This window comes from Wolbachia endosymbiont of Phyllotreta cruciferae (assembly GCF_918697765.1).
In the GTDB taxonomy this organism is placed as follows: domain Bacteria; phylum Pseudomonadota; class Alphaproteobacteria; order Rickettsiales; family Anaplasmataceae; genus Wolbachia; species Wolbachia pipientis.
In genome coordinates this window covers 463,642-490,564 of the sequence record NZ_OU953855.1, presented here as the reverse complement: position 1 = coordinate 490,564, position 26,923 = coordinate 463,642, and the positions used below count along the sequence as shown (strand labels likewise).

21 protein-coding genes, 1 tRNA gene and 3 pseudogenes are annotated in these 26,923 nt (G+C 34.7%); 10 read left to right on the top strand and 15 right to left on the bottom strand.

Going from position 1 to position 26,923, the window contains the following annotated elements; translation table 11 throughout:
* Position 1: 1 nt before the first annotated feature.
* The 9 genes from NL281_RS02350 (at position 2) to NL281_RS02310 (ending at position 9,738) form a co-directional block, all read left to right on the top strand.
* Positions 2-445, top strand: coding sequence for a hypothetical protein (locus tag NL281_RS02350; RefSeq protein ID WP_253303536.1), 444 nt, complete (start codon positions 2-4; stop codon positions 443-445).
* 296 nt (positions 446-741) lie between these two features.
* Positions 742-1,206: a hypothetical protein gene (locus NL281_RS02345; protein WP_253303535.1), complete on the top strand. Its 465-nt coding sequence runs from the start codon at positions 742-744 to the stop codon at positions 1,204-1,206.
* 121 nt (positions 1,207-1,327) lie between these two features.
* A complete protein-coding gene (mnmG, locus tag NL281_RS02340) occupies positions 1,328-3,262 on the top strand; it encodes a tRNA uridine-5-carboxymethylaminomethyl(34) synthesis enzyme MnmG (RefSeq protein ID WP_253303534.1) in 1,935 nt (644 codons plus the stop codon).
* Positions 3,263-3,270: 8 nt separating this feature from the next.
* Positions 3,271-4,938, top strand: coding sequence for an aminopeptidase P family protein (locus tag NL281_RS02335; protein ID WP_253303533.1), 1,668 nt, complete (start codon positions 3,271-3,273; stop codon positions 4,936-4,938).
* A gap of 121 nt (positions 4,939-5,059) precedes the next feature.
* Complete coding sequence (locus NL281_RS02330; RefSeq protein ID WP_064125381.1) at positions 5,060-5,425, top strand: hypothetical protein; 366 nt, start codon at positions 5,060-5,062, stop codon at positions 5,423-5,425.
* Between the two features lie 678 nt (positions 5,426-6,103).
* The gene (locus tag NL281_RS02325; RefSeq protein ID WP_253302993.1) at positions 6,104-7,273 is read left to right on the top strand and encodes an IS4 family transposase; all 1,170 of its coding nucleotides are present in this window, start codon (positions 6,104-6,106) and stop codon (positions 7,271-7,273) included.
* A 109-nt stretch (positions 7,274-7,382) separates the two neighbouring features.
* Complete coding sequence (locus NL281_RS02320; RefSeq protein WP_253303376.1) at positions 7,383-8,414, top strand: IS4 family transposase; 1,032 nt, start codon at positions 7,383-7,385, stop codon at positions 8,412-8,414.
* A 141-nt stretch (positions 8,415-8,555) separates the two neighbouring features.
* On the top strand, positions 8,556-9,086 hold the full coding sequence (locus tag NL281_RS02315; RefSeq protein WP_015589462.1) for a phospholipase D family nuclease: 531 nt from the start codon (positions 8,556-8,558) through the stop codon (positions 9,084-9,086).
* Between the two features lie 109 nt (positions 9,087-9,195).
* On the top strand, positions 9,196-9,738 hold the full coding sequence (locus tag NL281_RS02310) for a hypothetical protein (RefSeq protein ID WP_006279913.1): 543 nt from the start codon (positions 9,196-9,198) through the stop codon (positions 9,736-9,738).
* A gap of 338 nt (positions 9,739-10,076) precedes the next feature.
* Here NL281_RS02310 and rnc read toward each other — a convergent pair whose 3' ends face one another.
* The 11 genes and pseudogenes from rnc to NL281_RS02250 all read right to left on the bottom strand — a co-directional run.
* A complete protein-coding gene (rnc, locus tag NL281_RS02300; protein WP_253303709.1) occupies positions 10,077-10,775 on the bottom strand; it encodes a ribonuclease III in 699 nt (232 codons plus the stop codon).
* A 90-nt stretch (positions 10,776-10,865) separates the two neighbouring features.
* On the bottom strand, positions 10,866-11,933 hold the full coding sequence (locus NL281_RS02295; RefSeq protein WP_253303532.1) for a quinone-dependent dihydroorotate dehydrogenase: 1,068 nt from the start codon (positions 11,931-11,933) through the stop codon (positions 10,866-10,868).
* 130 nt (positions 11,934-12,063) lie between these two features.
* Positions 12,064-12,135: transfer RNA gene (locus NL281_RS02290), tRNA-Cys, on the bottom strand.
* 5 nt (positions 12,136-12,140) lie between these two features.
* Positions 12,141-13,037 (bottom strand): class I fructose-bisphosphate aldolase, encoded by an 897-nt coding sequence (locus tag NL281_RS02285; RefSeq protein ID WP_038228077.1) that lies wholly within the window; start codon positions 13,035-13,037, stop codon positions 12,141-12,143.
* Between the two features lie 64 nt (positions 13,038-13,101).
* Positions 13,102-15,408, bottom strand: a complete 2,307-nt coding sequence (locus NL281_RS02280) for an AAA family ATPase (RefSeq protein WP_253303531.1) — start codon at positions 15,406-15,408, stop codon at positions 13,102-13,104.
* A 204-nt stretch (positions 15,409-15,612) separates the two neighbouring features.
* Positions 15,613-16,839: a DEAD/DEAH box helicase gene (locus NL281_RS02275; RefSeq protein ID WP_010963123.1), complete on the bottom strand. Its 1,227-nt coding sequence runs from the start codon at positions 16,837-16,839 to the stop codon at positions 15,613-15,615.
* Between the two features lie 35 nt (positions 16,840-16,874).
* Complete coding sequence (locus NL281_RS02270; RefSeq protein ID WP_006279919.1) at positions 16,875-17,126, bottom strand: cold-shock protein; 252 nt, start codon at positions 17,124-17,126, stop codon at positions 16,875-16,877.
* Between the two features lie 408 nt (positions 17,127-17,534).
* A complete protein-coding gene (locus tag NL281_RS02265; RefSeq protein WP_253303530.1) occupies positions 17,535-18,851 on the bottom strand; it encodes a TldD/PmbA family protein in 1,317 nt (438 codons plus the stop codon).
* 18 nt (positions 18,852-18,869) lie between these two features.
* The gene (gene atpG, locus NL281_RS02260; RefSeq protein WP_253303529.1) at positions 18,870-19,742 is read right to left on the bottom strand and encodes an ATP synthase F1 subunit gamma; all 873 of its coding nucleotides are present in this window, start codon (positions 19,740-19,742) and stop codon (positions 18,870-18,872) included.
* Between the two features lie 195 nt (positions 19,743-19,937).
* Positions 19,938-20,760, bottom strand: a pseudogene (locus NL281_RS02255) (IS5 family transposase).
* Between the two features lie 88 nt (positions 20,761-20,848).
* A pseudogene (locus NL281_RS02250) lies at positions 20,849-21,463 on the bottom strand (heme biosynthesis protein HemY); the annotation flags it as partial.
* A 246-nt stretch (positions 21,464-21,709) separates the two neighbouring features.
* Here NL281_RS02250 and NL281_RS02245 point away from each other — a divergent pair.
* On the top strand, positions 21,710-22,729 hold the full coding sequence (locus NL281_RS02245; RefSeq protein WP_253303708.1) for an IS110 family RNA-guided transposase: 1,020 nt from the start codon (positions 21,710-21,712) through the stop codon (positions 22,727-22,729).
* A gap of 6 nt (positions 22,730-22,735) precedes the next feature.
* Here NL281_RS02245 and NL281_RS02240 read toward each other — a convergent pair.
* From NL281_RS02240 to NL281_RS02225, 4 genes and pseudogenes are all read right to left on the bottom strand, one after another.
* Positions 22,736-23,356: pseudogene (locus NL281_RS02240) on the bottom strand (heme biosynthesis protein HemY); the annotation flags it as partial.
* The gene (locus NL281_RS02235; RefSeq protein ID WP_038250643.1) at positions 23,353-24,084 is read right to left on the bottom strand and encodes a hypothetical protein; all 732 of its coding nucleotides are present in this window, start codon (positions 24,082-24,084) and stop codon (positions 23,353-23,355) included. The pseudogene NL281_RS02240 and the gene NL281_RS02235, both read right to left, overlap by 4 nt.
* Positions 24,077-25,306 (bottom strand): lipoprotein-releasing ABC transporter permease subunit, encoded by a 1,230-nt coding sequence (locus NL281_RS02230; protein ID WP_253303526.1) that lies wholly within the window; start codon positions 25,304-25,306, stop codon positions 24,077-24,079. The genes NL281_RS02235 and NL281_RS02230 overlap by 8 nt, the downstream gene beginning before the upstream one ends.
* A gap of 280 nt (positions 25,307-25,586) precedes the next feature.
* Positions 25,587-26,795, bottom strand: a complete 1,209-nt coding sequence (locus tag NL281_RS02225; protein ID WP_070357004.1) for a hypothetical protein — start codon at positions 26,793-26,795, stop codon at positions 25,587-25,589.
* Between the last annotated feature and the right edge of the window lie 128 nt (positions 26,796-26,923).

Sequence of the window (26,923 nt, the reverse complement as noted above, 5' to 3'; positions counted from 1 at the left end):
TATGAAAGAATTTTTAATAATCTGTGGTATAGCATCAGTAATAGGAGCATTGACAGGTTTGGGATTGAGTTTTACAGCTTTGTCACCTTTGGTTATAGGTGGAATTATTGCCGCCGTTCCTGCAATATTATTCGCTGCATGTATTATATGCGGTAGTGTACAAGAAGGAAAATTCTCCAAAAAAGATCTTTTCGAGACGGCCGTTTTATGCGTTGCAAGCGCTGCAATTGGAGTTGGCCTTGCTGCAGCCACAACTGCTATTTTTCCTGGTGCAATGCTTGGAATGGGCTCTGCAGCTTTAGCAGGTGCAACAATAGGAGTAATTGCGCCAATTATAGCGTTGCTTGCAATGAAAAATATTATAGTACCAATAGCTGAAAAAGTGAATGAGCACATTATATCACCTATAATTGAGTGTTTTTCTTCAAAAAAGCAGGACGTTTAAGCTAACCAAAAAGGTTTCTGTTATTCTATAGCTAAAGTGGCTTAGGTTTACCGACAATTTGAAAAACCGTCATCCCGCTGCTTGTTAGCGGGATCTAGAGATACCGTGACGGTATGACGTGGGGTTAGCTGTGCATTAGCTACTGATGATTGAAATAGTTAAGGTCAAGGCCTTTCTTCCGTTCTTGTTTCCAACATAAAAACATTACTTTGCTTATTCAATCAACCTAATTACAATGGCAATAGAGAGGGCTTAAAGCTCACAAAAAAATTGTTGTTATTAATTAGGAGGGTTATATGTCTAAAACGGTTGAACGTGTAAAAGGTTTAATGGTTATAGCAGGGTTAGGTGCTGTGCTAGGAGGGTTTGCAGGTTTGGGATTGAGTTTTACAGCTTTATCACCCTTAGTTGTAGGTGGAGTTATTGGTTCTATACTTCCAGGGTGGTGTATAGCTCCTTATTATATAAAAAACCTGTCAGAAGCTTTAATGGCGGCTTACAAAAGGGGGGTAAACGATGGATTTAAGATAATTAGCGCCATTACATTAACAGCTGTAAGCGCTGCAATCGGAGTTGGCCTTGCTGCAGCTGCAACTGCTATTTTTCCTGGTGCAATGCTTGGGATGCAATCACTGGCTTTAACAGGTGCTGTAATAGGAGCCATAGCACCAATTGCAGGGTGCTTTGTAACTGATAAAGTGGATAATTATATTATATCACCTATAGTTGAGCGCTTTTCTTCAAACAAGGTGCATGAATGAGCCAGTTTAAACTAATCAAGTAAGCTTTCTGTTATTCCAGTGTGCAGCATTGGAATAACAAAATTTGACATTAACCGCTAATAATTAGAATATTAGTAGAGTAAAAATTACTCAGGAAAGCATGCATAAATATGACGTAGTAGTAGTGGGTGGAGGTCACGCAGGGTGCGAAGCGGCTGCGGCTGCAGCTCGCCTTGGTGCAAACACGCTGCTTATAACTCATAAAATTTCAACTATAGGGGAAATGTCTTGCAATCCAGCAATCGGAGGAGTTGCAAAGGGTGTTGTAGTCAGGGAAGTTGATGCTCTTAATGGAATAATGGGAAGAGCAATCGATCAAGCAAGCATACATTCAGTCATTTTAAATAGCAGCAGAGGTGCGGCAGTGTGGGGACCACGTGCACAGGCAGATCGAAAATTATACAAGCAAGCAATACAGGAAATTATTCTAAATTATAACAATTTGGCGGTAAAAGAAGAGTCAGTTGACGATTTCCTTATAGAGAGTAATAACAATGGAGAATTGTGCATTAAAGCTGTAATAACAAGCTCAGGGGAACATATACTGACAAGCAAAGTCGTTTTAACTACAGGGACTTTCCTGCAAGGTGTGATTCATATAGGAGAACAAACAACCCCTTCAGGAAGAATGGGAGATAAGCCTGCCGTAGAACTTGCAAATACGTTGAAGAAATATAATTTCAAATTAGGTAGACTGCGCACCGGAACTCCGCCAAGGCTTGATCGTGGCACTATAAATTGGTCAATATTGCAAGAACAAGTGGGTGATAATCCACCTGTGCCGTTTTCTTATCTCACAGAAAAAATTAACCAACCTCAGGTATCATGCTTTATTACCCATACTAATGAAAACACGCATAAAATAATCAGAGAGAATCTGCACAGGTCAGCTTCTTCGTATTTGGATGATATTATAGCACCAAGATACTGCCCATCAATTGAAGTTAAAGTTAATAAATTTGCAGAAAAAAGTAGTCATCAAATATTTCTAGAGCCAGAAGGCCTGGATGATGATACTGTATACCCGAACGGAATTTCAAATTCATTGCCTATTGAAGTGCAGCGTGAAATGATAAAGAGTATCAAAGGACTTGAAAACGCAGAAATACTAAGGCCTGGATATGCAGTTGAGTATGACTATATTGATCCACGAGAACTAAGCCATACTCTTGAAACTAAGAAAATTAAAGGCCTATATTTTGCTGGCCAAATTAATGGCACCACTGGATATGAAGAAGCAGCAGGGCAAGGAATTATTGCCGGGATCAATGCAGCACTTTCTGCATCTGAAAGAAAAGAAAGCTTTGTTCTTCATCGCACAGACTCATATATCGGCGTAATGATAGATGATCTAGTCACCAAAGGGGTGATCGAACCTTATAGATTATTTACCTCGCGTGCAGAATATAGGCTAGCTATCAGGTCAGACAATGCAGATAGAAGATTAACACAAAAAGGTTATGATATTTCCCTTGTTTCGTATGAGAGATACTCTGTTTTACAGAATAAACTTGAATCCATTAAGCAGCTTGAAGAGAAGTTAGGGAGTCTGACGATTACTCCTGAGCAGCTTAGGTCTTATGGTATCAAAATATCTTATGATGGGATAAGAAAAACGGCACTAGATTTACTTAGCTATCCAAACATCGACTGGAATAAATTACAAGAAATATGGCCGGAGTTAAGCAGCGTCACGCGCTGGAATGACAAAATGGGACACACCAAAGCGGATAATAGAGCTAAGAATGAAATATGCGAAGCGGTTGAAATTGAAGCAAAATACAAACCTTATCTAATAAGACAAGAAGCGGATATGAAGTTTTTACGAGAGGAAATTAACACTCAAATTCCAATTGATTTCAACTATTCACAAGTTAAAGGCCTGTCAAGTGAAGTAATAGAAAAGTTGCAGACGATAAAACCAGCGACGATTGGCATTGCAAAGCAAATACAAGGCATCACTCCTGCAGCGATAGTGAGCATATTAGTGTATTTGAGAAACAGGAAAACGAAAGTGGCTGCTAATTTTGTATGAGGTGTTCTATGTCAAAAATCGAAGAATTTCGTTCTTTTATGCACGAGATAAACGTTGATGCATTTATGTTGCATACTAAAGATGAATATTTAAATGAGTATTCAGAGGAGCTAACAAAGCTGTGTGGCTTTACAGGAACAAATGGGCTACTTATCGTTACAAAAGACAACAAGTGCCCATTTTTTACGGATGGACGCTATATCACACAAGCTCGCAATCAGCTCGATCAGGGCAATTTTCAAGTATATAATATACAAGAAGAGGATCCACGCGAATGGATAAAAGCAAACTTAACATCGACTGCCTCACTAGGTTATTATTTGCAATATTTTACCATAGAAGATATAAGAAAGTATGAGAATATCTGTAAATTAATACCCTGTTTAGCTGGAAAAAAAAGTGACTGTCGAAAACAAGCAGTGGTTTTACATTCTATTGAATATGCTGGTGAAAGTAGTAAGGACAAATGTGAAAAAATAGCTAAAAGCATAGATAAAGAAGCTGAAGTAGTGCTTTTAACTGATCCAAATTCAATTTCATGGTTATTAAATTTAAGAAATGAAAATGCTAAATATACTCCATGTATATTGGGCCGTGCTATATTGTATAAAAGCGGTAATGTTGATTTGTTTATTCAAGATAAAGAACATTCAACTATAGAAGCAAATTTAGGCAATCATATAAATATTTTTGATATTAGTGAGCTAGAAAATTCGCTGCACAAGCTAAATTCAATAGTTATAGATCCAAACACAACTCCAATGAGTATTATGGCTGTAATAAAAGATAAACAGGTAGCTGAAAGAGAGGATCCTTGTCTAATTTATAAAGCAGTAAAAAACCAAACTGAAATAGCTGGGGCTATAAATGCGCACATCAGAGATGGAGTGGCAGTTACAAACTTTCTACATTGGCTTGAAAATAATGTTGGTACAGAGCTTGAAGCTGAAGAGAAACTCTTAGAATACAGAAAAGAGCAGAATTTGTTTAAGCAACTAAGTTTTCCAACAATTTCAGCATTTAATGAGAATGGAGCAATAATTCACTATCGTGCAAGCAGTAAGACGAATAAGGTAATTCAGAAAAGTGGACTATATTTGATTGACTCTGGTGGCCAATACCTTGACGGCACAACTGATGTGACAAGAACTGTAGCAATTTGCAGTCCAACTAATGAGCAAATAACCCACTATACAATAGTGTTGAAAGCTCACATTGCTATAGCAAGTGTCATCTTTCCTCCTGGCACTACTGGTGGAGAATTGGATATATTGGCACGTACGCATTTATGGAAATTTGGAATGGACTATATGCATGGTACAGGGCATGGAGTAGGAAGTTACCTATCAGTACACGAAGGACCACAAGCAATATCAAAAAGTAATAAAGTGAAACTCACGCCAGGGATGATACTTTCCAACGAACCTGGCTATTACATTCCGGGAGAGTATGGAATAAGAATTGAAAATCTGATATATGTTGACAGGCAAGAGAATGGCTTCTTAAACTTTAAACAACTGACCTCTATTCCATATGATAGAAGACTAATAAATGTGCAAATGCTTACTAAGGATGAAATTGAATGGATAAATGGCTACCATCAATTTGTCTATAAAAACTTAGAAAATAGCGTAAAAGATAAGGAATGGTTAAAGAAGGTATGTGACCCTTTATAAGCAAAGGAGCATTTTTTATTATTTAAAAAGTATTAATGCAATTGTGACAGGTATTTTGTATTGTTTTTAATTTTAAAATAATATATAATAAAGAACACGTATTTTTAGGTAGGTTATAATTATGATAGACAAAGGGCAAGAAGATGAATTTATGAAGCAGTATATGGATACTTGCAAAGAGCAAATAGAAAAATTAGCCAAGGATCCTGAATTGCTTAATCAGACTTTAAAACCATTTATGCAAATGTCTCAGCAGCTTATGGCTGGTGGTATGTTAGAAGGGGCTATGCCTGGCATGATACCTGATTTGGGCAGTATGGATGTTAACAAGATGATTGCTCAGATGAAGGAAATGATTGACTACATAAGAGGTAACTATAAGGAACTAATGAAAGAGCACAGCTCGCAGATTCAAGAGCTTGATGAATCCAGTAAAAAGCTAAGAGGCTTAGTTAAAAAATTGATAGAAAAGATCGAAAGTAAGTAAATAACATCTGGATTTCTGTCATTCTATATACAATTTTCTAGTTGGACGGTAAGTCGAGGTCAATTATTGATGTCATGAAAGTAGCTGACACTGGTTCCTTTATGATGGCAGTGCCCAGAGGTGTCATCCCAGTGCTTGACACTGGGATGGCTTTGTTGCATCGCTAGCTATGATGGATTAAAGATAAAAAAGATAGGGAATATCAGTAGCTTATTATTCTGGTATTTATAACAAGAACGGTCAGTGAATACCTAAATTTGAGTAAAAGAAATTTCACTACCACTCACTAATCTGGCTAAAATTCAAGAATTTCAATGCTTTAGCTATTTTCAATAGAATTAAATTTATTAATATAAATAACAAATTACTATTCTTAAATTTGATCAGATTGATTGCAAAAAAACAAGATTTTCAATAGGTTGCTTATAATCCTAACTATAGTTAGCCTTTCATAAGTAGCGATGCAACAAAGCCCACTGGGATCCAGTTCTTATTACCTGGTGTAAAGTTAAGTTTCCTGGATTCCAGTGTCAAGCACTGGAATGACAGCAATCCTACGTCATACCGCGATTCATTCCATAGCTGTACGAACATTGTCAGCAGGAGGGTGTTATCCCAGCGCCCCATAAGTGTTGAAAGTAACACAAAAAAGACATAAAGAACTATTATTGCAAGAAAATGGAGGCAATAATGGATCAAATAGAAAGAGTACTAAATTTAATAAAAGATGAGGATTTAGAAAGGCTAGGAAAATTAAGTGAAGTAGATAAATGTAATACTAAATTGTTGGGCAAGATTATATTTAAAGGTCTAATGAAGTTAATATTAATGGGGCAAAAAACAAGCCTAAGAGCGCTAGAAATGGTAATAAACAGGTGTATAATGGATAAGAATAGCGATAAAAGTACAGTAACATACAGTGGTTTGTCAAAAAGGTTAAAAGTTATAAATCCAGAATATTTTAAGGGAGTATATATTGATTTGATGAGCAAGATTAAAAAGCTATTACCCCAAAAAACATTAAATAACTTACATAAGTTTGATTCGACGATCATAAATTTATCGGGATATCTCATAAAAGATGGGCTAAAAATAGGCGGTAAAAGTAACGACAGTCAAGTTAAAGTGAGTGTAGGATTAAAGGATCAATTGCCGACAAGTATAAGATTTTGTAAAGGACAAGAAGAAAGTAGTGAAGATATAGCATTAGTGAGAGCAATTAATGAAGCTAAAGTTGAAAAAGAGGATATTTTATTATTTGATAGAGGAATCAGAAAAGTTGGAACTTTTGCCGAATTTGATGAAAAGGAGTACAAATTTATCACAAGAGTTAAAGTAGGAAGAAAACATGATGTTATAAGCAGGAACAAAGTTATAAGAGAACAAAAATCGGATGGATCAGAGATTTTAGAAGATATAATAGTTAATCTTTATCGTGCACGAGGTAAAGTGGCAGAAAAGCATGATCTACGGCTAATAAAAATCAGAAATAAAATTGGAGATGAAATATGGTTTTTGACAAACTTGTTTGAAATGCCAGCTTATGAAGTAACAGAGCTATATAGGCGCAGATGGGATATAGAAGTGTTCTTTAAATTTATAAAGCAAAATCTTGGATATAAGCACTTTTTAAGCCATACTATGAATGGCATGAAGGTGTATATTTACATGATTATTATTACGGCTTTGTTATTTCTTGTTTATAAAATCAAAAATAATCTACATGGGTTCAAAATAGCATTACTGCAATTCACATTGGATCTAAATGACTCTTTTATACGTTCGATTGTTTTACTGTCGGGAGGTAATTTACATGCCGTTGATCATCTCATATCACGTTATTTTTGATACTTTCAACACTTATGCCATTTATCCCCTAAGCCATCTGTATATTGCACGCTTGTACTTGTTTCTATCATTTTGATCCTAAATTATTTAGCTTACTCACTTTTTACATTTGTGGGTAAAAGTAAGTATAAAGACCAAGAGACTAGGCAGTATTTCTAAAGCTTATACAAAGCATAAAATGGGTTTACTGTTGCATAGTGCCTTAATAGTCAGCAGAGACGGATTACCTTTAGGTCTATCTTCCCAACAATGTTGGGCGCGTTCTATTAGGGAAGAAGAAACGGCACAAGAAAAAGCAAACAGAAAATACCGTACCTCCATAGAAGAAAAAGAAAGTTATAAGTGGATAACAGCTCTTAAAGAAACTATAAACAACCTTCCTCCAAATGTACAACTTGTTACCCTTGGTGATAGGGAAGCAGACATCTTCAAATTTTTATGGGTGGCTGAGACGTTAGGTAGTTTTTATGTAATCCGCAATCGAGCTAATAGAAGATTTATCTGTACTGAAGTCGGAAAAACAGATTTGCAAACACGCATCACTCAACTGCCAGTAAAAAAGAAAATTTCTCTAGAAGTTACTAAAGGTGGAAACCAGAGATCAAGGAAAGCTAATATTGAAGTTAAGTATATGAAAGGCTATATACCTATCAGATCTTCTTCCATTTATGGGTCAAAAGATACAATACATAAAATAAGTGATAAAATCCCTGTATATGTGGTAAGTGCAAAAGAAACAAATCCTCCTGATGGATTGGAAGCTATCGACTGGACTCTACTAACTAATGTACCGATTAATAATACTTTAGATGCCATAGAAAAGATAAATTGGTATAAGCTAAGGTGGAAAATTGAAGAGTATTTTAGGATTTTAAAATCAGGATGTAAGATAGAAAGCTCCCGCTTAGCTACAAAAGAAAGATTACAGAAGTTAATTGCTATAAAAAGTATAATCGCGTTTAAAATTTTATATTTGACAAAAGTGGCTTTATCAAATCCCATGGAAATTTGTACTAAAATTTTAAGCAACGAAGAGTGGAAGGTCCTTTACATGCGTGAGTATCGGGTAGCAACATTACCCGAAGAACCTCCAAACATAAAACAAGCTATTATTTGGTTAGGAAAATTGGGTGATTTATGAATAGAAAAAGTGATAATTTACCAGGGTCTATGACTCTATGGCGGGGCTATGAAAACCTTAAGGAGAGCATTGTTATGCTTCACATCATAACCTCTCAAAATTGTGGGTAAAAGTAAGCCGTATATCCGGGGGTGGGTTGTTGTGAGGCTTTTTCACTTTTTATTCTTGTTAATGTGTTTTTCTCTGTATTACTATGCGGGTTTTATATTTTCGCCCTGCCCAAAAGCTACGGTTTGCTTTTCACCTGGAGAAGATTGTGCTGTACCGATAATCAACGTAATAGATCAGTCTAAAAAATCTATCTTAGTTCAAGAATATACATTTACTCTTGGAACAGTTGCAAAATCTTTGATTAATGCTAAAGAACGCGGTGTTGATGTTAAAGTCATCTTAGATAAATCGCAACTCTACTCAAAATATAGTGTTATAAATGAATTATTTTCAGGTGGAGTACCAATTTGGATCGATGATAAGCCAAAGATTGCTCATAATAAGATAATGATTGTTGACAATCAAAAAGTCATCACAGGGTCATTTAACCTTAGTAAGACAGCTAAAAAAGGAAATGCTGAAAATTTATTAATTATTACAGATTATCCTGAATTGATTCAGCAGTATGTGAAAAACTGGGAGGCACGAATGTCACAATCTTACAAATACGCTCCCAACTAATCGAGAGCGCTTGCTCAAAATCAGTTTTAAAAACAGCAAGGGAGAGCTTTTTTGATTGATTGGCATAATGATTATGATATAATGAACTAAAAATTTAAGGAATAAAGTAATGGATTATATAAATGATGCTGCCGGTAGCTACACTGCTATTCATGATTTTTTTCAAAACAACGGTGTTGGAGATTACAAAGTTCAATGCAATTATGGTGGGGTGCCGTATGCTACTGATGAGTACGTGCATTCTGGCGATAAATTTTGGAGTAATAATTTCATAGACTCACATTTTGGCAGGGAAATAAAAATGTATCCTCAAAGTGAACTTTTAGCTAAAGAATATGCTGGAAATACGTTGCCAGTTTCAATATCACTAGATAAGGATTTAATAAAAATGAAGGAATGTCAGAAAAAAACGAAATTTGTGGAACTAGAAAGGGAATCAGGTGATTTAGTGCATGATAAGCAAAAGTATGTAAAGTGTTACACAACAAAGCTATCATATGATGATGTACATATTTACAATAACGATAAAGTTTCAACATTTAGCATAAAATACGACGTGCCAAATGATCCGAAATACAGTTTAAATATAACATTTACAAAGGTTAATGATAATAAACCAGGATTTTGGCAGAAATTTAAAAATATGTTTTAACGTGACCATTCACTGGTTTTTACTCAATCAACCAACAACAGTTAATATCAAATTTTTATAATTAAAAAATATGCTATTTTTTAAAACTTTCATTCTCCTTGACTCTGTCAACTTCACAAAACAACTCTTGGACCAAATGTATCTGGCATAACACCTTTTGGTAACTTGCTACTTCTTTTTTTCCGCATCTCCGACAACAGCCATTGATATTCCACTACATAAGGCTTGATTTTTGGTAGATCAACTTTTTTATGAATAATACTATGCTTCTCCTTAAATTGACCATTTACCCTAAACGCTATTAGCTTCCTTAAAATTTACATTAATGCCTATTTTGCCTAAACTGAAGCGTCTTTTCCAATTTTTTCTAGCATCAACTCAGCAGCTTTTTGTTCAGCAATCTTTTTACTAGAAGCGCATGCAGAAACTTTACCATAATCTTCTATGCAAACTGATATAGTAAATTCAGGATTGTGCGCTGGTCCAGTTTGTTTTACAAGCTCATACTCTGGTAAAGGCAATTTGTTTTTCTGAGTCCACTCTTGCAGTGAGGTTTTAGGATCTTGAGGGGGGTCAAGCATGCCTTTAGCTAGCTTTTCCCAATATTGGATAATAAATTTTTCAACATTTTCAAGTCCGCCATCAACATAAATTGCACCTATTAGTGCTTCAAGCGAGTTTTCTAAATTTTTTAAGTTACATCTTCCTCCATTGCAGCGTTCACTATTATTCATGATAATGAAGTTGCCTAATTTTATTTCTTTAGCAACATTAGCAATGGTGTTGCCACAAACTAAATCCGTCTTTCTTTTTGCCAATGCTCCTTCTTTTTCTTCAGGAAATAGTTTAAACAGTATGGCAGATACGACCATATTCAAAACACTGTCGCCCAAAAACTCTAGTCTTTCGTAGCTTACGATCTGGTTTTTGCTATTCCTTTTATTTACGCTTGGGTGAGTTAGTGCCTCTTCTAATATTGCATAATTTGTAAATTTATAATCAATGATCTTAGATATTGCATCATTCAAACTCTTCATACCCATTATTTAAAAGAAAAGCACTTTCTACCACCTTTATACCAGAGAATTAGTTTTATTTTATTAAAATAATACCACCAACTTCCAAAATTAATGTATACAACCCACCACCTCACTAATGTTACTAAATCCATCTCTCCTTATTAGTTCTGCAAGTTCTAGATTAATTTTGTTTACAACTTGAGGTCCGTGGTATATGAGAGCAGTGTACAACTGCACCAAAGAAGCTCCTGCCTTTATTTTTTTATATGCATCAGCACCACTTGAGATTCCTCCGCACCCTATCAATAATATTTTGCCCTTAGTAAATTTGTACATATCGCCCAATAACTCGGTTGAAAGTTTAAACAGCGGTTTGCCACTCAACCCACCACTCTCATTATGGTGAGAATGCAGATTATCTCTACTTACCGTAGTGTTGCTTACTGTTAATCCGTCAATCTTATATTCCAACGCAAGCTCAGCGATATTTTCTTTCGTTTGCTGATCTACATCTGGTGAGATTTTTAATATTATTGGTATGGATTTAGAATTATCAATTGATTTTCGGGTTAGAGTTACGGATTTCAACAATTCCGATAATTCTTGCTTATTGTGCAGATTGCGTAAATTAGGCGTGTTTGGGGATGAGATGTTCAGCACTATATAATTGCTCTTTCCATATACTATCTTTATTAAGTCAACATAATCGCTGATTTGGTCCTTTGATGTACTGTTTTTTCCTATGTTGATGCCAAAAATGCAGTCATCAAGCTTGGTTTCATCTATTTGTTTAAGAAAATAGTCTATTCCTTTATTGTTAAATCCCAATCTGTTAATTACCCCTTGATCTTTAATTAACCGAAAAATTCTTGGCTTTTTGTTTCCATATTGTGGATTACGAGTTACAGTACCAGTTTCAATAAACCCAAAACCAAATGAGAGCATAGGCCTTATAACTTCTGCATTCTTGTCAAAACCTGCAGCCAGACCTACGGGGCCTCTGAGCTTATTACCAAAAAAATTCACACTCAAAGATTCTGGTAGCTCTATAGGATTCTTATAAGGTATTTTCTTTAATGCCATAATTGCCAAAGAGTGAGCAACTTCGGGCGGTAGTAAAAATAGTAAATTACGTTTGTAAAACACTTTGCTTATTTTTAGTTTATTTTTTACCATGAAACGCTATAAGAGTATAACCATAACTTGAAAAGAAATTGATTTTACTATGGATAAGCTTTCTCTATCGGTTACACACTTAAAGCTACTGTTGAATTGAGCAACTTTTACAAGATATAGAGAATGAAAGAGGCCGGGACCGGGATTGAACCGGTATAAAAGGATTTGCAGTCCTCCGCATAAGCCATTCTGCCACCCAGCCGTTTTTTATGTGTAGATATCCATTATATCTTTTAGCATAGATAAAGCCTCCTCCCTTTTGCGTTGAAAAGTGTTACGTCCAATGATTGAACCATTACCGCCACCCTGCTTAATTTCTTTCGCTTCATTGTATATGTTATCTACTTCCTTCGATTCACCACCAGAAAAAACTACTATTCTTTTCCCTGCAAAACAAGACCTTTTAACATATTCAATTCTTTTAGATAATGATTCAATATTTTCTGTTTCTATTTTCTCCCTTTCCAAATATTTAGTTGGAAGTTTTACTTTTATTATATTAGCGCCAAGCAAAGCTGCCATGTGCGCAGCATAGGCAATAACATCAACTGCTGTTTCACCTTCTTTGGAAATCCCTTCACCGCGTGGATAAGACCATAGCACTACTGCAAGTCCATAAGATTTGGCTTCAGCTATGATTCCACGGGCTTCCTCCATCATATCGAAACACTTAGCAGAACCAGGATATATAGTAAATCCGACAGCTAAGCATCCCAAACGCAGCGCATCTTTCACAGAAGAGGTTATTGCCTGATCAGAGGTTAGATCCTTTGAATGTAAAGAGTTGGAACTATTAAGTTTCAAAATAAGTGGGAGCATTCCAGCATAAGTTGCAGCACCAGCTTCAATCATACCAAGTGGAGCAGCATATGCACTTACTCCCGAATCAACCGCAAGCTGAAAATGATAATGTGGGTCATAAGCATCAGGGTTAACTTCAAAACTTTTAATTGGACCATGCTCAAATCCTTGATCTACTGGCAGAATCACTAACTTGCCAGTGCCGCCAAGCTTTCCATGCATGAGAATACGAGTAAGATTTGCTTTTACCCCAGGGTTTTCACTTTCGTAGTAGCTTAGGACTTGTTTTACTTTATCACTTATCACTATAATTCAAATTGAATTTAAGTTATAGATTGTAACAAAGATGAAGTTCAATACAAGGATTTTAAACTATATCAAAAGCAATTTTATTTTTTACTTTATTCATATAGATTCTTAATTTCTTTCCTTTTATTAATTTACGATTCAGTATTTCTTCCGCTAAGTAACTTTTTATCTCTTTTTCAATAAGTCTCTCTATCGGACGTGCTCCCATTTCCTTACTATAACCCATTTGTACAAGATAAGATTTCACTTCATCCTCTACTAAGCAGTTTATGCCTTTTTGCGTCAGTTGCTTTTTCAGTTCTAGGATAAATTTATCCACAATATGCAAAATCACATCCGTACTTAAGTCGGAAAAAGAAATAATCGCATCAAGACGATTACGAAATTCAGGGCTAAAAACCTGTTCTATCGCTTTTTCACTATCACCAGTGTTAAATTTTTTATGCCCAAAGCCAACAAAACTTTTGCTGCGTTCAGCTGCTCCTGCATTAGTTGTCATAATTAAGATTATATTGGAAAAGTCAACTTTACGTCCGTAAGTGTCTGTAACACAACCATAATCCATAATTTGTAGCAATATATTATAGATATCGCTATGGGCCTTTTCAATTTCATCAAGCAACACAACACTATATTGATTGTTAGATACAGACTCTGTGAGTAATCCACCCTGATCATAACCTACATATCCAGGAGGAGAACCAATCATCCTTGATATCGTATGAGACTCAATATATTCGGACATATCAAAGCGTATAAGATTCATGCCCATGCTTTCTGCTAATTGTTTTGCTAGCTCGGTTTTACCAACACCGGTTGGCCCTGCAAAAAGATAATTTGCTAAAGGCTTATTGTAATTTCTCAACCCAGATTTAGCAATTTTAATAGAATTAACAAGAGATTCTATTGCCTGCTCTTGGCCAAAAATCACCTTCTCTAGATTAGCTTTTAAAGACTTTACTTTCTGCAAATCATCAGATTCAGATCCGCAAGGCACATTTGTAATTCTAGTAATGGTATTCTTAATATCTCTACTATTTACAATTTTACCCCTGTTTCTTAGCAATTTACAATATGCCCCTGCCTCATCAATAACATCAACCGCTTTATCAGGTAATGTTCGCCCAGTAATATACTTATGCGAAAGTTCAGCCGCAGACCTAATGGCATTCTTTGTATAATATACTCCATGATACCCTTCATAGTAGTGCTTTATACCATCTAGTATCTTTATCGTTTCATTAACAGAAGATTCTTTAACATTAATTTTTTGAAACCTTCTCGCTAGTGCTTTATCTTTTTCAAAACTAGCGCTGTATTCTCTATATGTGGTTGCACCTATACAACGCAGTGTACCTCTTGCAAGCGCAGGTTTGAGTAGGTTACCTGCATCAAGAAAGCTACCACTTGTAGAACCTGCTCCAATGATAGTGTGTATTTCGTCAATAAAAAGGATAGCACCTGGTTTTGCCTCAATCGCTTTTATTATAGATTTTATTCTCTCTTCAAAATCACCTCTATAGCGTGTCCCTGCAAGGAGTGACCCTAAATCCAAAGCATAAATTATACTGGACCTGAGCGCACTTGGAACACTGTTTTCAATGATTTTGAGTACCAAACCCTCAACTATTGTAGTTTTGCCAACACCTGGATCTCCAACATATAAAGGGTTGTTTTTTCTACGCCTCAATAATATTTCTATAGTGCGATTTAATTCATAATCACGACCAATAACATAATCTATTTTTTTGCTTCTTGCATAGTCATTTAAATTTTTACAATAACTTTGTAGAATTTCCTCATCTTTTAGTAGCTCACCTTTATTTACTGTAGTAGGAGCATCATTATTTTTATCAAGTTTTACTTTATGATTAGTGGTGTATTCATCTATATCGTTAGAGTATTTCATGTTAGATATGTGGTAAATCAAATTGGAATCTTTCGCACTTTGTTTCTGCAATAGATCTTCAACGTATAAATCTTGCCCAGACAAAATTTCTACTAGAACACTTGCTCCATTTATTTCTTTTTTCCCCAAGCTATGAGCCCGTATTATTGCTCTGTGTATTATGCATTGAAACATTGAGCTAGGTTTAACTCCACTGATAATCAATTCAGAACTGCTTTGTAAAAACCCTTTTATATTATTATTATAATCATTAGCCTTAATATTGCATCTTGATAGAATGTTATCCATACTGATGATTTCATCGGCTCTGATATTACATCTTGATAAAACGTAATTTACATCCACGTCTTTAGTTAACGCCAGCAATAAATGTTCTACTTTCGCATATTTAAGATTAAAATTAGAAGCAATGAATAGTGCTCTATTCAAACTTGCCTCTAAGTTTTTGGAAATCATCTCCTATTCTCTTTACAAAGTGGGAACTCATATATAATGAATAGCACACAATTATTAAAAAAATTGAAATCCAGCAGTTCGCTGTAGCCAATTTGAATCCCACTCTGGATCTACGTCATAGCACCGCAATATCTCAGCATAGATTCCGCTAATGAGTAGCGGAATGACGAGTTTTACGCTTATCAAATTGTAGGTAAATCCTATTTAATACGCTTTTTCTAGTACTCTGCTTTTCTTCTTAAATGCATTGATCTTTTTTCTACCGTATTTAGTCTTTAACGTACTTGGCCTTTTAAAGACCTTTTTGCTGTTACGTTTTTTAAATTGCACACTACAATCAAAATTTAGCTCTCCTTCTTTGTCTGCCAGTGCAGGCAGTCTTCTCTTATCTTGAGGTGTAACAAAAGACAGCGCATACCCTTCAGCTCCAGCGCGTGCAGTTCTACCTATACGATGAATATAGTCAGCTTGCGATTGTGGTGCATCATAATTGATAACATGTTGAATGTGGGGAATATCAAGGCCGCGAGAAGCAACATCTGTTGCAACCATGATTTGATTACGGCCACGACGAAAAGAATTAATGACCCTTTCGCGCTTGTGCTGCCTTAAATCACCATGAATTGCTAAAGCGCTATAGTCATCTTTGTGCAATCTGTTAGCTAGCTGATCCGCTCCTCGCTTTGTTTTGACAAAGATAATGATTGATCCTTCGCGCTGACATAGTTGTGTAACAAGCTTTTCATATTTTTCTGATTCTGATGCATAAACAATTTCTTGCTTAATTTTTACAGAAGTTGTAGCCTCACAATCAACAGAAATACGTTCTGGTCGATTAAGGTACTTCTCAGCAAGTTTTACTATATCTCCAGGAAGAGTTGCAGAAAACATAAGAGTTTGCCTTATTTTAGGCAAATGCTTCATAATTTCTTCAATCTGAACTCCAAAGCCCATATCAAACATACGATCCGTTTCATCAAGCACAAGAACGCTAACATTGCGAGTAATCAAAGTTTTACGCTCAATATGGTCTATAATACGACCAGGAGTACCTATTACAATTTGTGGTTTTTTCTGAAGCTGATTTAGCTGCCTAAAAATAGGCTCACCACCAATCAACAAAGCGACCCTTAGTGCAGAATTTTGAGATAAGAGTTTTCTTATCTCATTTGTTACCTGATGCGCAAGCTCTCTGGTTGGCACGATGACTAAAGCTGAACCAGTGTTAGGCTCATTCAGCAACTTAGCAACCAACGGAATAGCAAATGCTAAAGTTTTTCCAGTCCCCGTTTGAGCAGATCCGAGAATATCTTTACCTTGTAGCGCTAAGGGAATCGCTTGTATTTGAATCGGAGTTGGGACAAAAAGATTATTTTTATCTAGAGCTTGTCTAAGCGAAGCTGGGAGACCCATCTCATGAAAATTATTCACAATACGTTAATCCTGTTAAAAGACTTCATAATAGATTAATCTTCCAATCTTAAATTTATTGCAGATTTTTTATCTTCTCCGTTTCTACCGCGCTCCTCTTTAACCTCATAACTCACCCTTTCTCCTTTTATTCCCTTCTCTTTATTCTCTCCTTTAAGTGCCTCAGGTCTTATTCCCGAACGTTCCAATGTGCTAATATGTACAAAAACGTCACCCCCTTTACCTTCTGGCTTGATGAAACCATAGCCTTTTTCGGCATTAAACCATTTTACATTACCAAATTCCATTTAAACAACTCCTAAATTATTAACTAACATTACTAATGTGATGAAAAACTTTGAAATTACGATTGAGAATGCTTTAAGCTTAGCTATTGAAACTAAACCTTTATACTCCATAGTCTATTCTTAACATTACATGACAATAATACACAATTGTTGTACTTGATGCAAATAAATTTTTTAATCGTTAAGCGAACCTGCAACCGTCATTTCGCTAACTTTAATCGCTTACTATTACCCACAAATATAAATGTTTGTTGCATAGCTCTTAATGGCATAACTTTTGCTTGAAATAACTGTTTATATGGTGCAATTTACAGCTTTTAGTTGCTAAAATTATAACTCTTAGTTTAATAATTTTAATCTAATAAGCTTTCAGGTTAATAAAATTAAATTATTTGAGTAAATACAATACTATGTTTTTATTTGTGGGTAATAGTAAGCTTTAATCGTTGGTGAATTAAATTGCCCACAAAAAGTTAGATCATCTGCAACGACTAAATTGCTAAACATATCCTTCAAATTGCTAGCAATGGTAATCTCATGTATTGGATACGTTATTTTTCCATTTTCTATAAAAAATCCGGAAGCGCCTTGGCTGTAATCGCCATTGATTAAATTGACACCAAAACCAAATAAATCAGTTACATATATTCCCTCTTTCACTTCCTGAATTAATTCTTCAAACGATACATCACCATTCTCAATGTAGAGGTTACTAGCTGCAGGAATAACTGCAGCATTACTTGCACTTCCGGTTGTTTCTGAGTCTAATTTTCTAGCCGAGTATAAGTCTAAAATCCAATTTTGTAATATTCCGTTTTTTACAAATATATTTTTCTTGCTAGTTATCCCTTCTCCATCAAATGGTCTCGATGCTATGCCTCTTGGCAACAATGGATCATCGATAACATTAATTCTATCGTTAAAAATCTGAGCGTTTAAACTACCCCTCAAGAAAGAACTGTTGCTTATAATACTGCTCCCATTTATAGCAGAAGCAAAACTTTTTACTAGCCCTTTTGCTGCTCTTTTTTCAAAAATAACTGGAAATTTACCAGTTTTCATTGTACGTGAATTCAATTGATCAACTGCTCTTTTTGCTGCTTCTTTTCCCATTAACTCTGGCAACTTTAAATCACTAAAATTACATGCTATATCATAATCGTAACCAACCTTCATTTCACTTTCTCTTCCAGCAACAACAGAGACCTGATTAGCAAAGGTTGATTTACTAAACGAGCCAATAAAACCAGAAACAGTCGATAATACTGTATTCACTAAAGCGTATGAAGAAGAGGCTCCTTCAGAATTAGTGATACTCTTATGTGCAAGGGCTGAATTTTCTGCAGCTTCAGCAATTTCTTTTAGGTTATCAACGGTTACAACATTATTATCTGAGATACTTAAATCTGCAGAAGAGATATAATTACTACCATTTACAGCAAAATTAATGCAAGGATCTTCTGGCGCATTCTTTGCCATTTCTACCACTTGGCTTACTGTATCACTCAGATTATTCAAATCGTTTGTAGAAATATACGCAGCTTTGTTTTTACCTGCTATAGCTCTGATTCCTACAGTGCAATTTTTAGATTGTGATATTTGCTCAATTTTTGATAGACGCTGAGAAACTGAAGTCTTATTAGTTTCATATATTGTAACTTCCGCATCTTGATTTTGCTTTTTTATTAGTTTAGTAATATCTGCTGCAATATTTAATATATTCATTTTCTATTCCTTAGATTTCTATAAAGATTCTGCACCACCTATAACTTCAATTAAATCAGTCGTAATCGCTGCTTGACGAGAACGATTATAAAGCAATGCTAATTTGTTCAGTATCTCTTTAGTGTTTCTGTTTGCTGATTCCATAGCAACCATTCTAGCACTATTCTCACTCGTTGCACTTTCAAGTAAAGCAGAGTAAAGAGCAATTACAACGTAATCTTGAACCAAAGATTTTAAAATAAATTCAATATTTTGTGGTTCATACTCATAGCCGTAATCTGTTGTTGGACCAGCCAGAGAGCTATCAATCAAGGATGAGTCTTTACTCCATGGTTTTATTGTTTCCAACATTGGTTTTTGCGTGAAGGTATTATAGAATTTACTATAAAAAACTTTAACTTTATCGTATTTACTTAAATCTATACCATCAACCAAAGCTTCTACGTGCTTTAACGTGATTCCCTTACTATTTTCAATTTTTAAGATACTTTTAGAGTCAAATCTATTTTTACCTACATCAAAAGCTTTTTTACCAAGAAATACAATATCTACTTTTTTGCCATTTGCGATTGACTTATTTACACGCTCTTGACTAAATTTGACAATAGAAGAGTTAAAGTTGCCGCACAAGCCACGATCAGACGCAACAATGAATACTAGGTAAGAACCGTCGTTACTGACATTTAGAATTTTTGCCAGTAATTCTTGATCAACTGATAGCATTAATGAAGAAATAATGTTATGCAGCTTAGATACATATAATTTTGAATTTAATAACTTCTTTTGGCTTTGTAACAACTTTGCTGCAGAAACCATTTGCATTATCTTCGTGGTTTTCTGTACAGATTTAATATTCTTAATTCTTAAGGATAATTCCTTTAAGCTCTTCATTTTGTATACAACCCTGATTTATTAAAATATATAACTGTTAGTGTCTAAAAGCAAGTTTTTTTGACATTAAGACCAAGTCTAGCTAAGAAACTTGCAGGTTTATTGTTTGGAGATAAGGATTATATTAAGAAAGTGCTCTAACTTCAGCAATATCAATGTGAAAGTAGCCTAAGAGGTTGTCCACAAACCAGTAAATCAAGCATATTCCCTACTTAACATAACTTTACTCATAGCCAGATATATGAAACTTTCAGTAGATGTTGTAAGTAAATCGTACTCCTTTGATAGCCTTCTATTTCTATTGATCCAAGCAAAAGTCCTCTCTACCACCCACCTTCTCGGCTGTACTGAAAATCCAGGATCCCGTTGTGGCAATAGTTCTAGTGGTGTATCTTTATGCACCCAAAACCTACATGGAGGCCTTTTGACAATTTCAATATCTATCCCATATTCTCTCTTTACGTAATCCTTTAAATCTTTTCCTTGGTATCCCATATCAGCCCACATTTTCTTAATATTGCTGTATTTTTCCTTCATATTGTCCAATGCCATCTTCACCCCATCTCTGTCATTTTCGCTTGCAGCTCCTACATAGCAACCAAGCACAAATCCTTGAGTATCTGTGATTATATGTCTTTTTCTCCCCTTTACCTTTTTCGCACCATCATAACCTTTGACCCCCCTTTTTCCGTGGTTTTTACCGATTGACTGTCCACTATGCATGCGCTCGGCTTCCCATTTTTGACCTACTATATTTAGTGATATCATAGTTCATTTTCTCAAAAATTCCCTGCTTTTTCCATCTTCTAAACTGTTCATGCACAGCCTTCCACGGCGGAAAATCGTGTGGTAAATAGCGCCATTGACATCCTGTGCGCAGTATATAAAGAATTGCATCTACTATCTCACACTTACTGTATTTTGGTGGCCTTCCTCCTTTCTTGTACGATACTCTGAAGTGTTTTTCTATTCTTGCCCATTCTCTTTTACTTAAATCTGTTGGATATTTTTTCCTCATCTCTTACCTCAATATTCTTTCTTTATATACTACGTATTCCTTGGTTTGTGGACAACCTCTAATGGTAATTCCTACACTTTGTGGAATTTTATAATATATAATAAACACAATTAAAACTATTACAACTTGAACACTTATGATCCCATTGTTCTAGTTCCCTGTTACAATTTTTACACTTCCAGCCTGGATCAGGCAAAGCTTCTGAGCCCATCTTGTTTAGCCAATAAATTACCTTGTCGTGTTCTTGCAATGTAACCTTGAGTTGTATTACAATAAAGTAGATTGACATGTAATTAGCTTTTTTCATAGCAGTGTCTAAATATTGACTTGCAAGATCATATTTACCTGAACTCATTGAGGACAAAGCAAGTAAACAGTAACTAAAATAATAATCAGGGCGTAAGTTGTATAGTCTTTCAGCACCTTTACTATTTAAATTGATGTACATTTTAGCTGACTGAGGAGTAGGATTTACTGTATACTCTGCCTCTAGCACTGCAGAAGCTTTTCTGATTTTTCCAAGTTTAATATATAATTCTGCCTTTAAATAATTGATGGGCTGAAAAATTGCACTATAACGTTGTGCTCTAAATAAAGACTTTATAGCCTCCTTAAAATTTCCTTTACTTTCATATTGCTTTGCTAAAGCGCAATAAAACACTGCAAACATTTCTTTATGATCAAAGGGGAGATGGTATGAATAAGTATTGCTTGGTTGGAAGCAAGAGAAGATAATGACTTCTCAGAGTGGATAGGTGGCAGGTTGGATATTTTTCTGAAGCACTTTCTGCTCAGGGAGTAGAAAGAAGACTTCGTAGGGGAGATTAACTGCCCCTGCCACCGAAAATCATCGTGAGGCTCACAAAATGTGATGACCTCGTATAGGAGTTTGGAACAACCGGCAATATTCTACTCTGATATATTGAAATATGCAATTGGAGGAAAAAATATGCGTCACATTGGAGTTGATTTACATACCAATAGTTTTACTGTTTGTTACTTACAGGAAGGGAAACCTGAGCATATTCAAACGTTTCGCTTAAAAGACTTGGATAATTTCACCAAAGATCTTCAAGAAACAGATGAAGTAGCCATAGAAGCAACAGGTAACAGCTGTTTCTTTTATGATGCAGTTTCACCTTACGTTAAACGCATAGTAATAATTGCTCCTGGGCAGTTTGAAGTTGTTCGTCGCTCTGTGAACAAAACAGATAAGCATGATGCACGAGCTATTGCTTTCTTTCTCAGCAAAGATATGTTGCCTGAGGCAAGGTGCAAAAACAAACAATGCCAGCAGTTAGCTTCTCTTCTTCAAATGAGAGATCAGTTAGTAAAGTCACGGGTATCTTTAATCAATAAAGTTCATGGTCTTTTTAATTACCATGGAATAAAAATTAAAAAAGAAGTACTTACAACTAAAGTAGGATTTGAACGTGCTACTCAAAAGCATAATTGGGATCCTTTAGAAAAAGTTGAAATTGAAGTGATTAGCTATCATTTAGAAGCTATCCGAGAAAGCCTTAAAAAGCTTGAAAAGGAAATTATAGCTTTCGCTAAACAACTTCCTGGGTTCAGCAATCTTATCAGCATAAAGGGAATAGGTCCAATTTCTGCAGCTGTTTTTATTGTAACAATTGGAGACATTAATGATTTCCGTAGACCTGAGAAACTTACTGCATATTTTGGAGTTGTGCCAAGAGTTTCTCAATCTAATCAGCAATGTACAATTGGAAGAATTACCAAACGAGGGTCAAAAATAGCGCGTACTTCTTTAGTTCAATGTACTTGGATTGCTGTACGTTACAGTCCTTACTTGAAAAGCTTTTATGAACATATAAAAAAGAAGCGTGGTTCTGCTAAGGCTATAACTGCTACTGCTAGGAAATTTCTTATAACTATTTTCTACACTCTTAAAAATAACTGGGTTTTTAAAGATTTTACAAAATTTGAAATTTTTACTGGACAATAATCATAGGAGAAAAATATTGGACTTAACTGCTTCCTTCAACCTCAAAATTGCATTAATCCAATCTTCTTTCAATATGCCATGCTCTATTTGAAAGGGAATAGATAGCATTTTATCGTTAATTGAACTAGAGCAATATTCTATAAATTTTTGAAAGACTACTTTTTCTTGTTTGAGGTGGACAATCAGCTTATTGGCTAGAAGTAGAGCTAAGTTACGATTTTTATTTGCAATATTTGTTAAACCGTTACTGAAAAAGCTGTAATTTCCCGTCTTACCTGAGTTAAAGAGCTTTATTAAAGACAACCTATCGCTCTCCTCACTCAGACTTTTAACTAGCTTTTGGGCATTCTCTATATTATCTAAGTCTATGCTAAAGAAAGCTTCAAAGAGAAGCAATTCTTCCCTATCCCTTCTTCTATTTCTTATGTTGGCAAATGTTGATGAAATGGAGGAAAAAAAGCGTACAAGTGTAATTAATAAAAATAATAAAACTACACAAGTAAAAATAATGAAATATAGATCAATACTTATAGTGTAATTGCCTAATTCCAATTTTATTACTTCACCACTTACCTTGACCCATATACCAAATAAAAACGAAAAAGCGAAAATTATAAAATAAATCATGAGATATATTGTAATAAGTGATGATATATTGTTGAAATATTCTTAGAAGCTACAATAAAACCATTCAATTTATTCAGCCATGGCTTGAATTCTGAATGCGTTAAATTGCTTACTGTAACAGTTATATTTTGCCAATCATTATCATTTATTGACTCCTCAATTTCTGCGAATTTTACTCTTAATGGATCATTTCGGTCGTCTACCTTTATCCAGTTTGAAATGATTTTTTTAGACAATGTACTTTTGTTGTAATCGATAGTATCAATAGTTTTTTCAAAAGATAACTTCAATTCGTGTAAGGTATTTATCTCTTTCAAATTTTCTAATTCATCTACTGCATTTTCTATCTCTGGATCGTCAAGCTCTGATATCAAAGGCTTTATTGAATTTATATGGTTATCAAATTTTGCTTCTCGCAATAACGAATTCTTCATTTTAACCACAAGTAATAGCAATTTTGCAAGGTTCTTACATCTTGAGTTATTATCACCTTGCTCACATTGAGTATGCTGACTTCTCTTGAGGTCAAATATCTTTTTTTCTATTCTAGATTGATTAACTTCAAGCAACATTCTAAATTCATCCATGTTTTCCGTTAAAGCTTTCACATTGTTTTCACTCTCTTGCTGATTTATTTTTAAAAAGATTATGTTATTTATTGTGATGTAACCGGTAAATAACAATACAATTAAGAACCAACCTATGTACTTTTGCTGAGTATCATTCATAACGTAGTATCTCCGCAGGATCTTGTGCAGCTGCCTGCAATGCAGGAGCAATTGTCGCTAAAAATGATAAGAATAATGCAAGTGCAGAAATGTTCACTACATCTTGAGGAACTAATATCATTGGCAAACTTGAAAAAAAGTATATCATAGGATCAAACAGCTTGACGTTAGTAATGTTTTCTAAAAACACTCTAATATTTTCGATATTGAGAGAAAAGACGACACCTATAATACAGCCAAGACAAGTTCCCGTAAAACCGATTAATAGACCACAAGCACAAAATATGCGCATAATGCTTCCACTTGTTGCACCAAATGTACGCATAATTGCAATCGCGGATTTCTTTTCTTGCACTATCATCATTAAATTTGAGATAATATTAAACGCTGCTACAACTATAATCAAAGTGAGAATTAAAAACATCACATTTCTTTCAGTTTTTAAAGCACTAAAATAATGGCTTTGCTGTGATTGCCAATTTTCAGCTTCCATTCCTATTTCTTTTTCTATAGCATCTGCCAGCTTATCAGCTCTAGTAACGTCGTCTACAAGTACTTCTATATTTTTTATGCTATTTTTATAATTAAAAAAGGCTTGTGCTGATTTTAGAGGCATATATATCAAGGTATTATCATACTCAAACATACCCATATCAAATATTGCTATAACTTTATATTTTTTCATTCGTGGCATTTCACCAAGTAATGCATCAAATTCTTCAGATGATATAAACGTAATTTCGTCGCCATAGTCAATGTTCAAAACTTCTGCTAAGCGTGCTCCTATTATTATCCCTTCATCAAATTTTTTTACATCACCTATAATTACATTATTTGTAACGGCAGTACTATCAAGCAAATCTTTAGTTGACACACCTCGCACTACGCTACCTGCAATTTTACCATTTGCTACAATAATAACTTGATCATTGGTCATAGGAGTAGCTTTTAATATACCAGGAATTCTCTCAATAGATTTTGAAACTGCGTAGTAATCTGAATTTATGTTCCTATCAAAATAAACGTTAATATGGCCATCAATGCCAAGTATTGAGTCAAGCAACTTTGCTCTGAATCCGTTCATCACAGACATCACCACTATTAGTGTTGCAACTCCAAGGGCAATGCCGATAATAGAGAACAAAGTCATTATAGAGCAAAATCTGGCATTTCTTGCTCGCAAATAGCAAGCAGCCATAGTAATTTCAAAGGCAATGGACATTACAAAATATTTTGAGGTTAGACATTATATTTTTGAAACTTCGTATAATTGTAGACTTTTCTTTATTTAAAAACTAGAGATTTTTGCTTCCTTAAATTTAGCAGACTTATAGAGTATCTTTAACATTAGAATTTCAAAATCTTCCATATACATCATCCAACCTCACTATATCATTATCAGATAAATGCTCTCCTATCTGAAATTCAACTATTTCAAGTGGAGAGCTTGTGCTTTTATAACATAGAAAAAATCAAGAATATTATTGGGTTTATTCAATAAGTTATAATTCTTTCCTTCCATAATTTTCAAATTGTACAACTAGTTGCTTTACATTTACATCTGTGAGAAGAGCATTTTTGCTAACATGAGGTCTCGGATCAGATTTTGCTGATAAGGGATTCATCTGAGATATTTCATCCCTCATTGGAAATAAGCGAGATTGGGAAGCAACTTTTGGTGATGGCCTAGTTTTTTTCTCCACATCTATATTCACTTGTGCAACAGGAGGGGTCCTGCTTTCAATAGTTTGCGCATTAGGACTTTCTTTTGCTTGATTTTGTTTGAATTTTTTTCTTATCTCTTGTACTTTAATATCGATATTATAATTAATTTCTTTTTCCATAGAAGATACTACCATTTCTAGCTTTGTGCTTGATTTTTGATCAGTATGACCTAACTTTTTAAGTTTTAGTGGTAATTCAGGTTTATCTTTAGTTGATTTAGGAACAGTTCCTACTACTTTTGGTTTTTGTCTAACTTCTTGACCAGCAGTAAACATTTTTTTTGGCAATGGGGGTGCTATTGATGGTTTTGGCAATATTGGAGGTTTAGATTGTTGTTTTTGTTTAAGTTCTCTTTTTGCTTCCATATGTTCTTTAGGAACTGTTACATAAATTAGCTCTTCTCTAGGCGATTTTGAACTTTGTGAATTTTCTGTTAAAATTTTACTCTTCTTCTCTTGATAATTTGATATCTCTTTGTATCCAGGCTTTTCATCTAATGAATTTCCATGGCCTGAATCATTATAATTAACTTCTACTTGTCTATCTTCTTTTAGAAAACTGCGTTCTGGCTTTTCTGGAGCTATTGCAATATTTCCTCTTTCAACTTGCTCCAAACCTGAAATTTTACGATAAGCCTCTAGATATTCAAAGATTGTCATTGAAGTAGGAGGAGGTAATTTATCAATAAAACTACTTATATTCTTAACTGGAACATTTCTTCCCGAGATTCTATTCAATATTTCCTTTAATATCTTAAGACCTGATGGCTTTCCATTCATCGATTTTACATAATCAATTGAGTCACTACGTATAACAAACTTAGCTACATCTTCTGCCTTATCTGTAAAACGCTTTAATGCCTGAGATAAATCCCTTACCGTTTTATTATAATGTCTAATAGTTACTAACTCATCTCTTGCTTTTATAGCTTCTTTAAGGAAACCGAGATTTTCTCTATAATTGTCACTTTTAAATGGATCCTTCATATTAATTACAACTCATTATTTATTAAAATATGGGTATAGGTTTAAAATATTAAGATTTAGTAAATATTATTTTTTACATAAAGCAGCTATACCCATATTATAAATTGCCAACAAATGCATTTATGGCG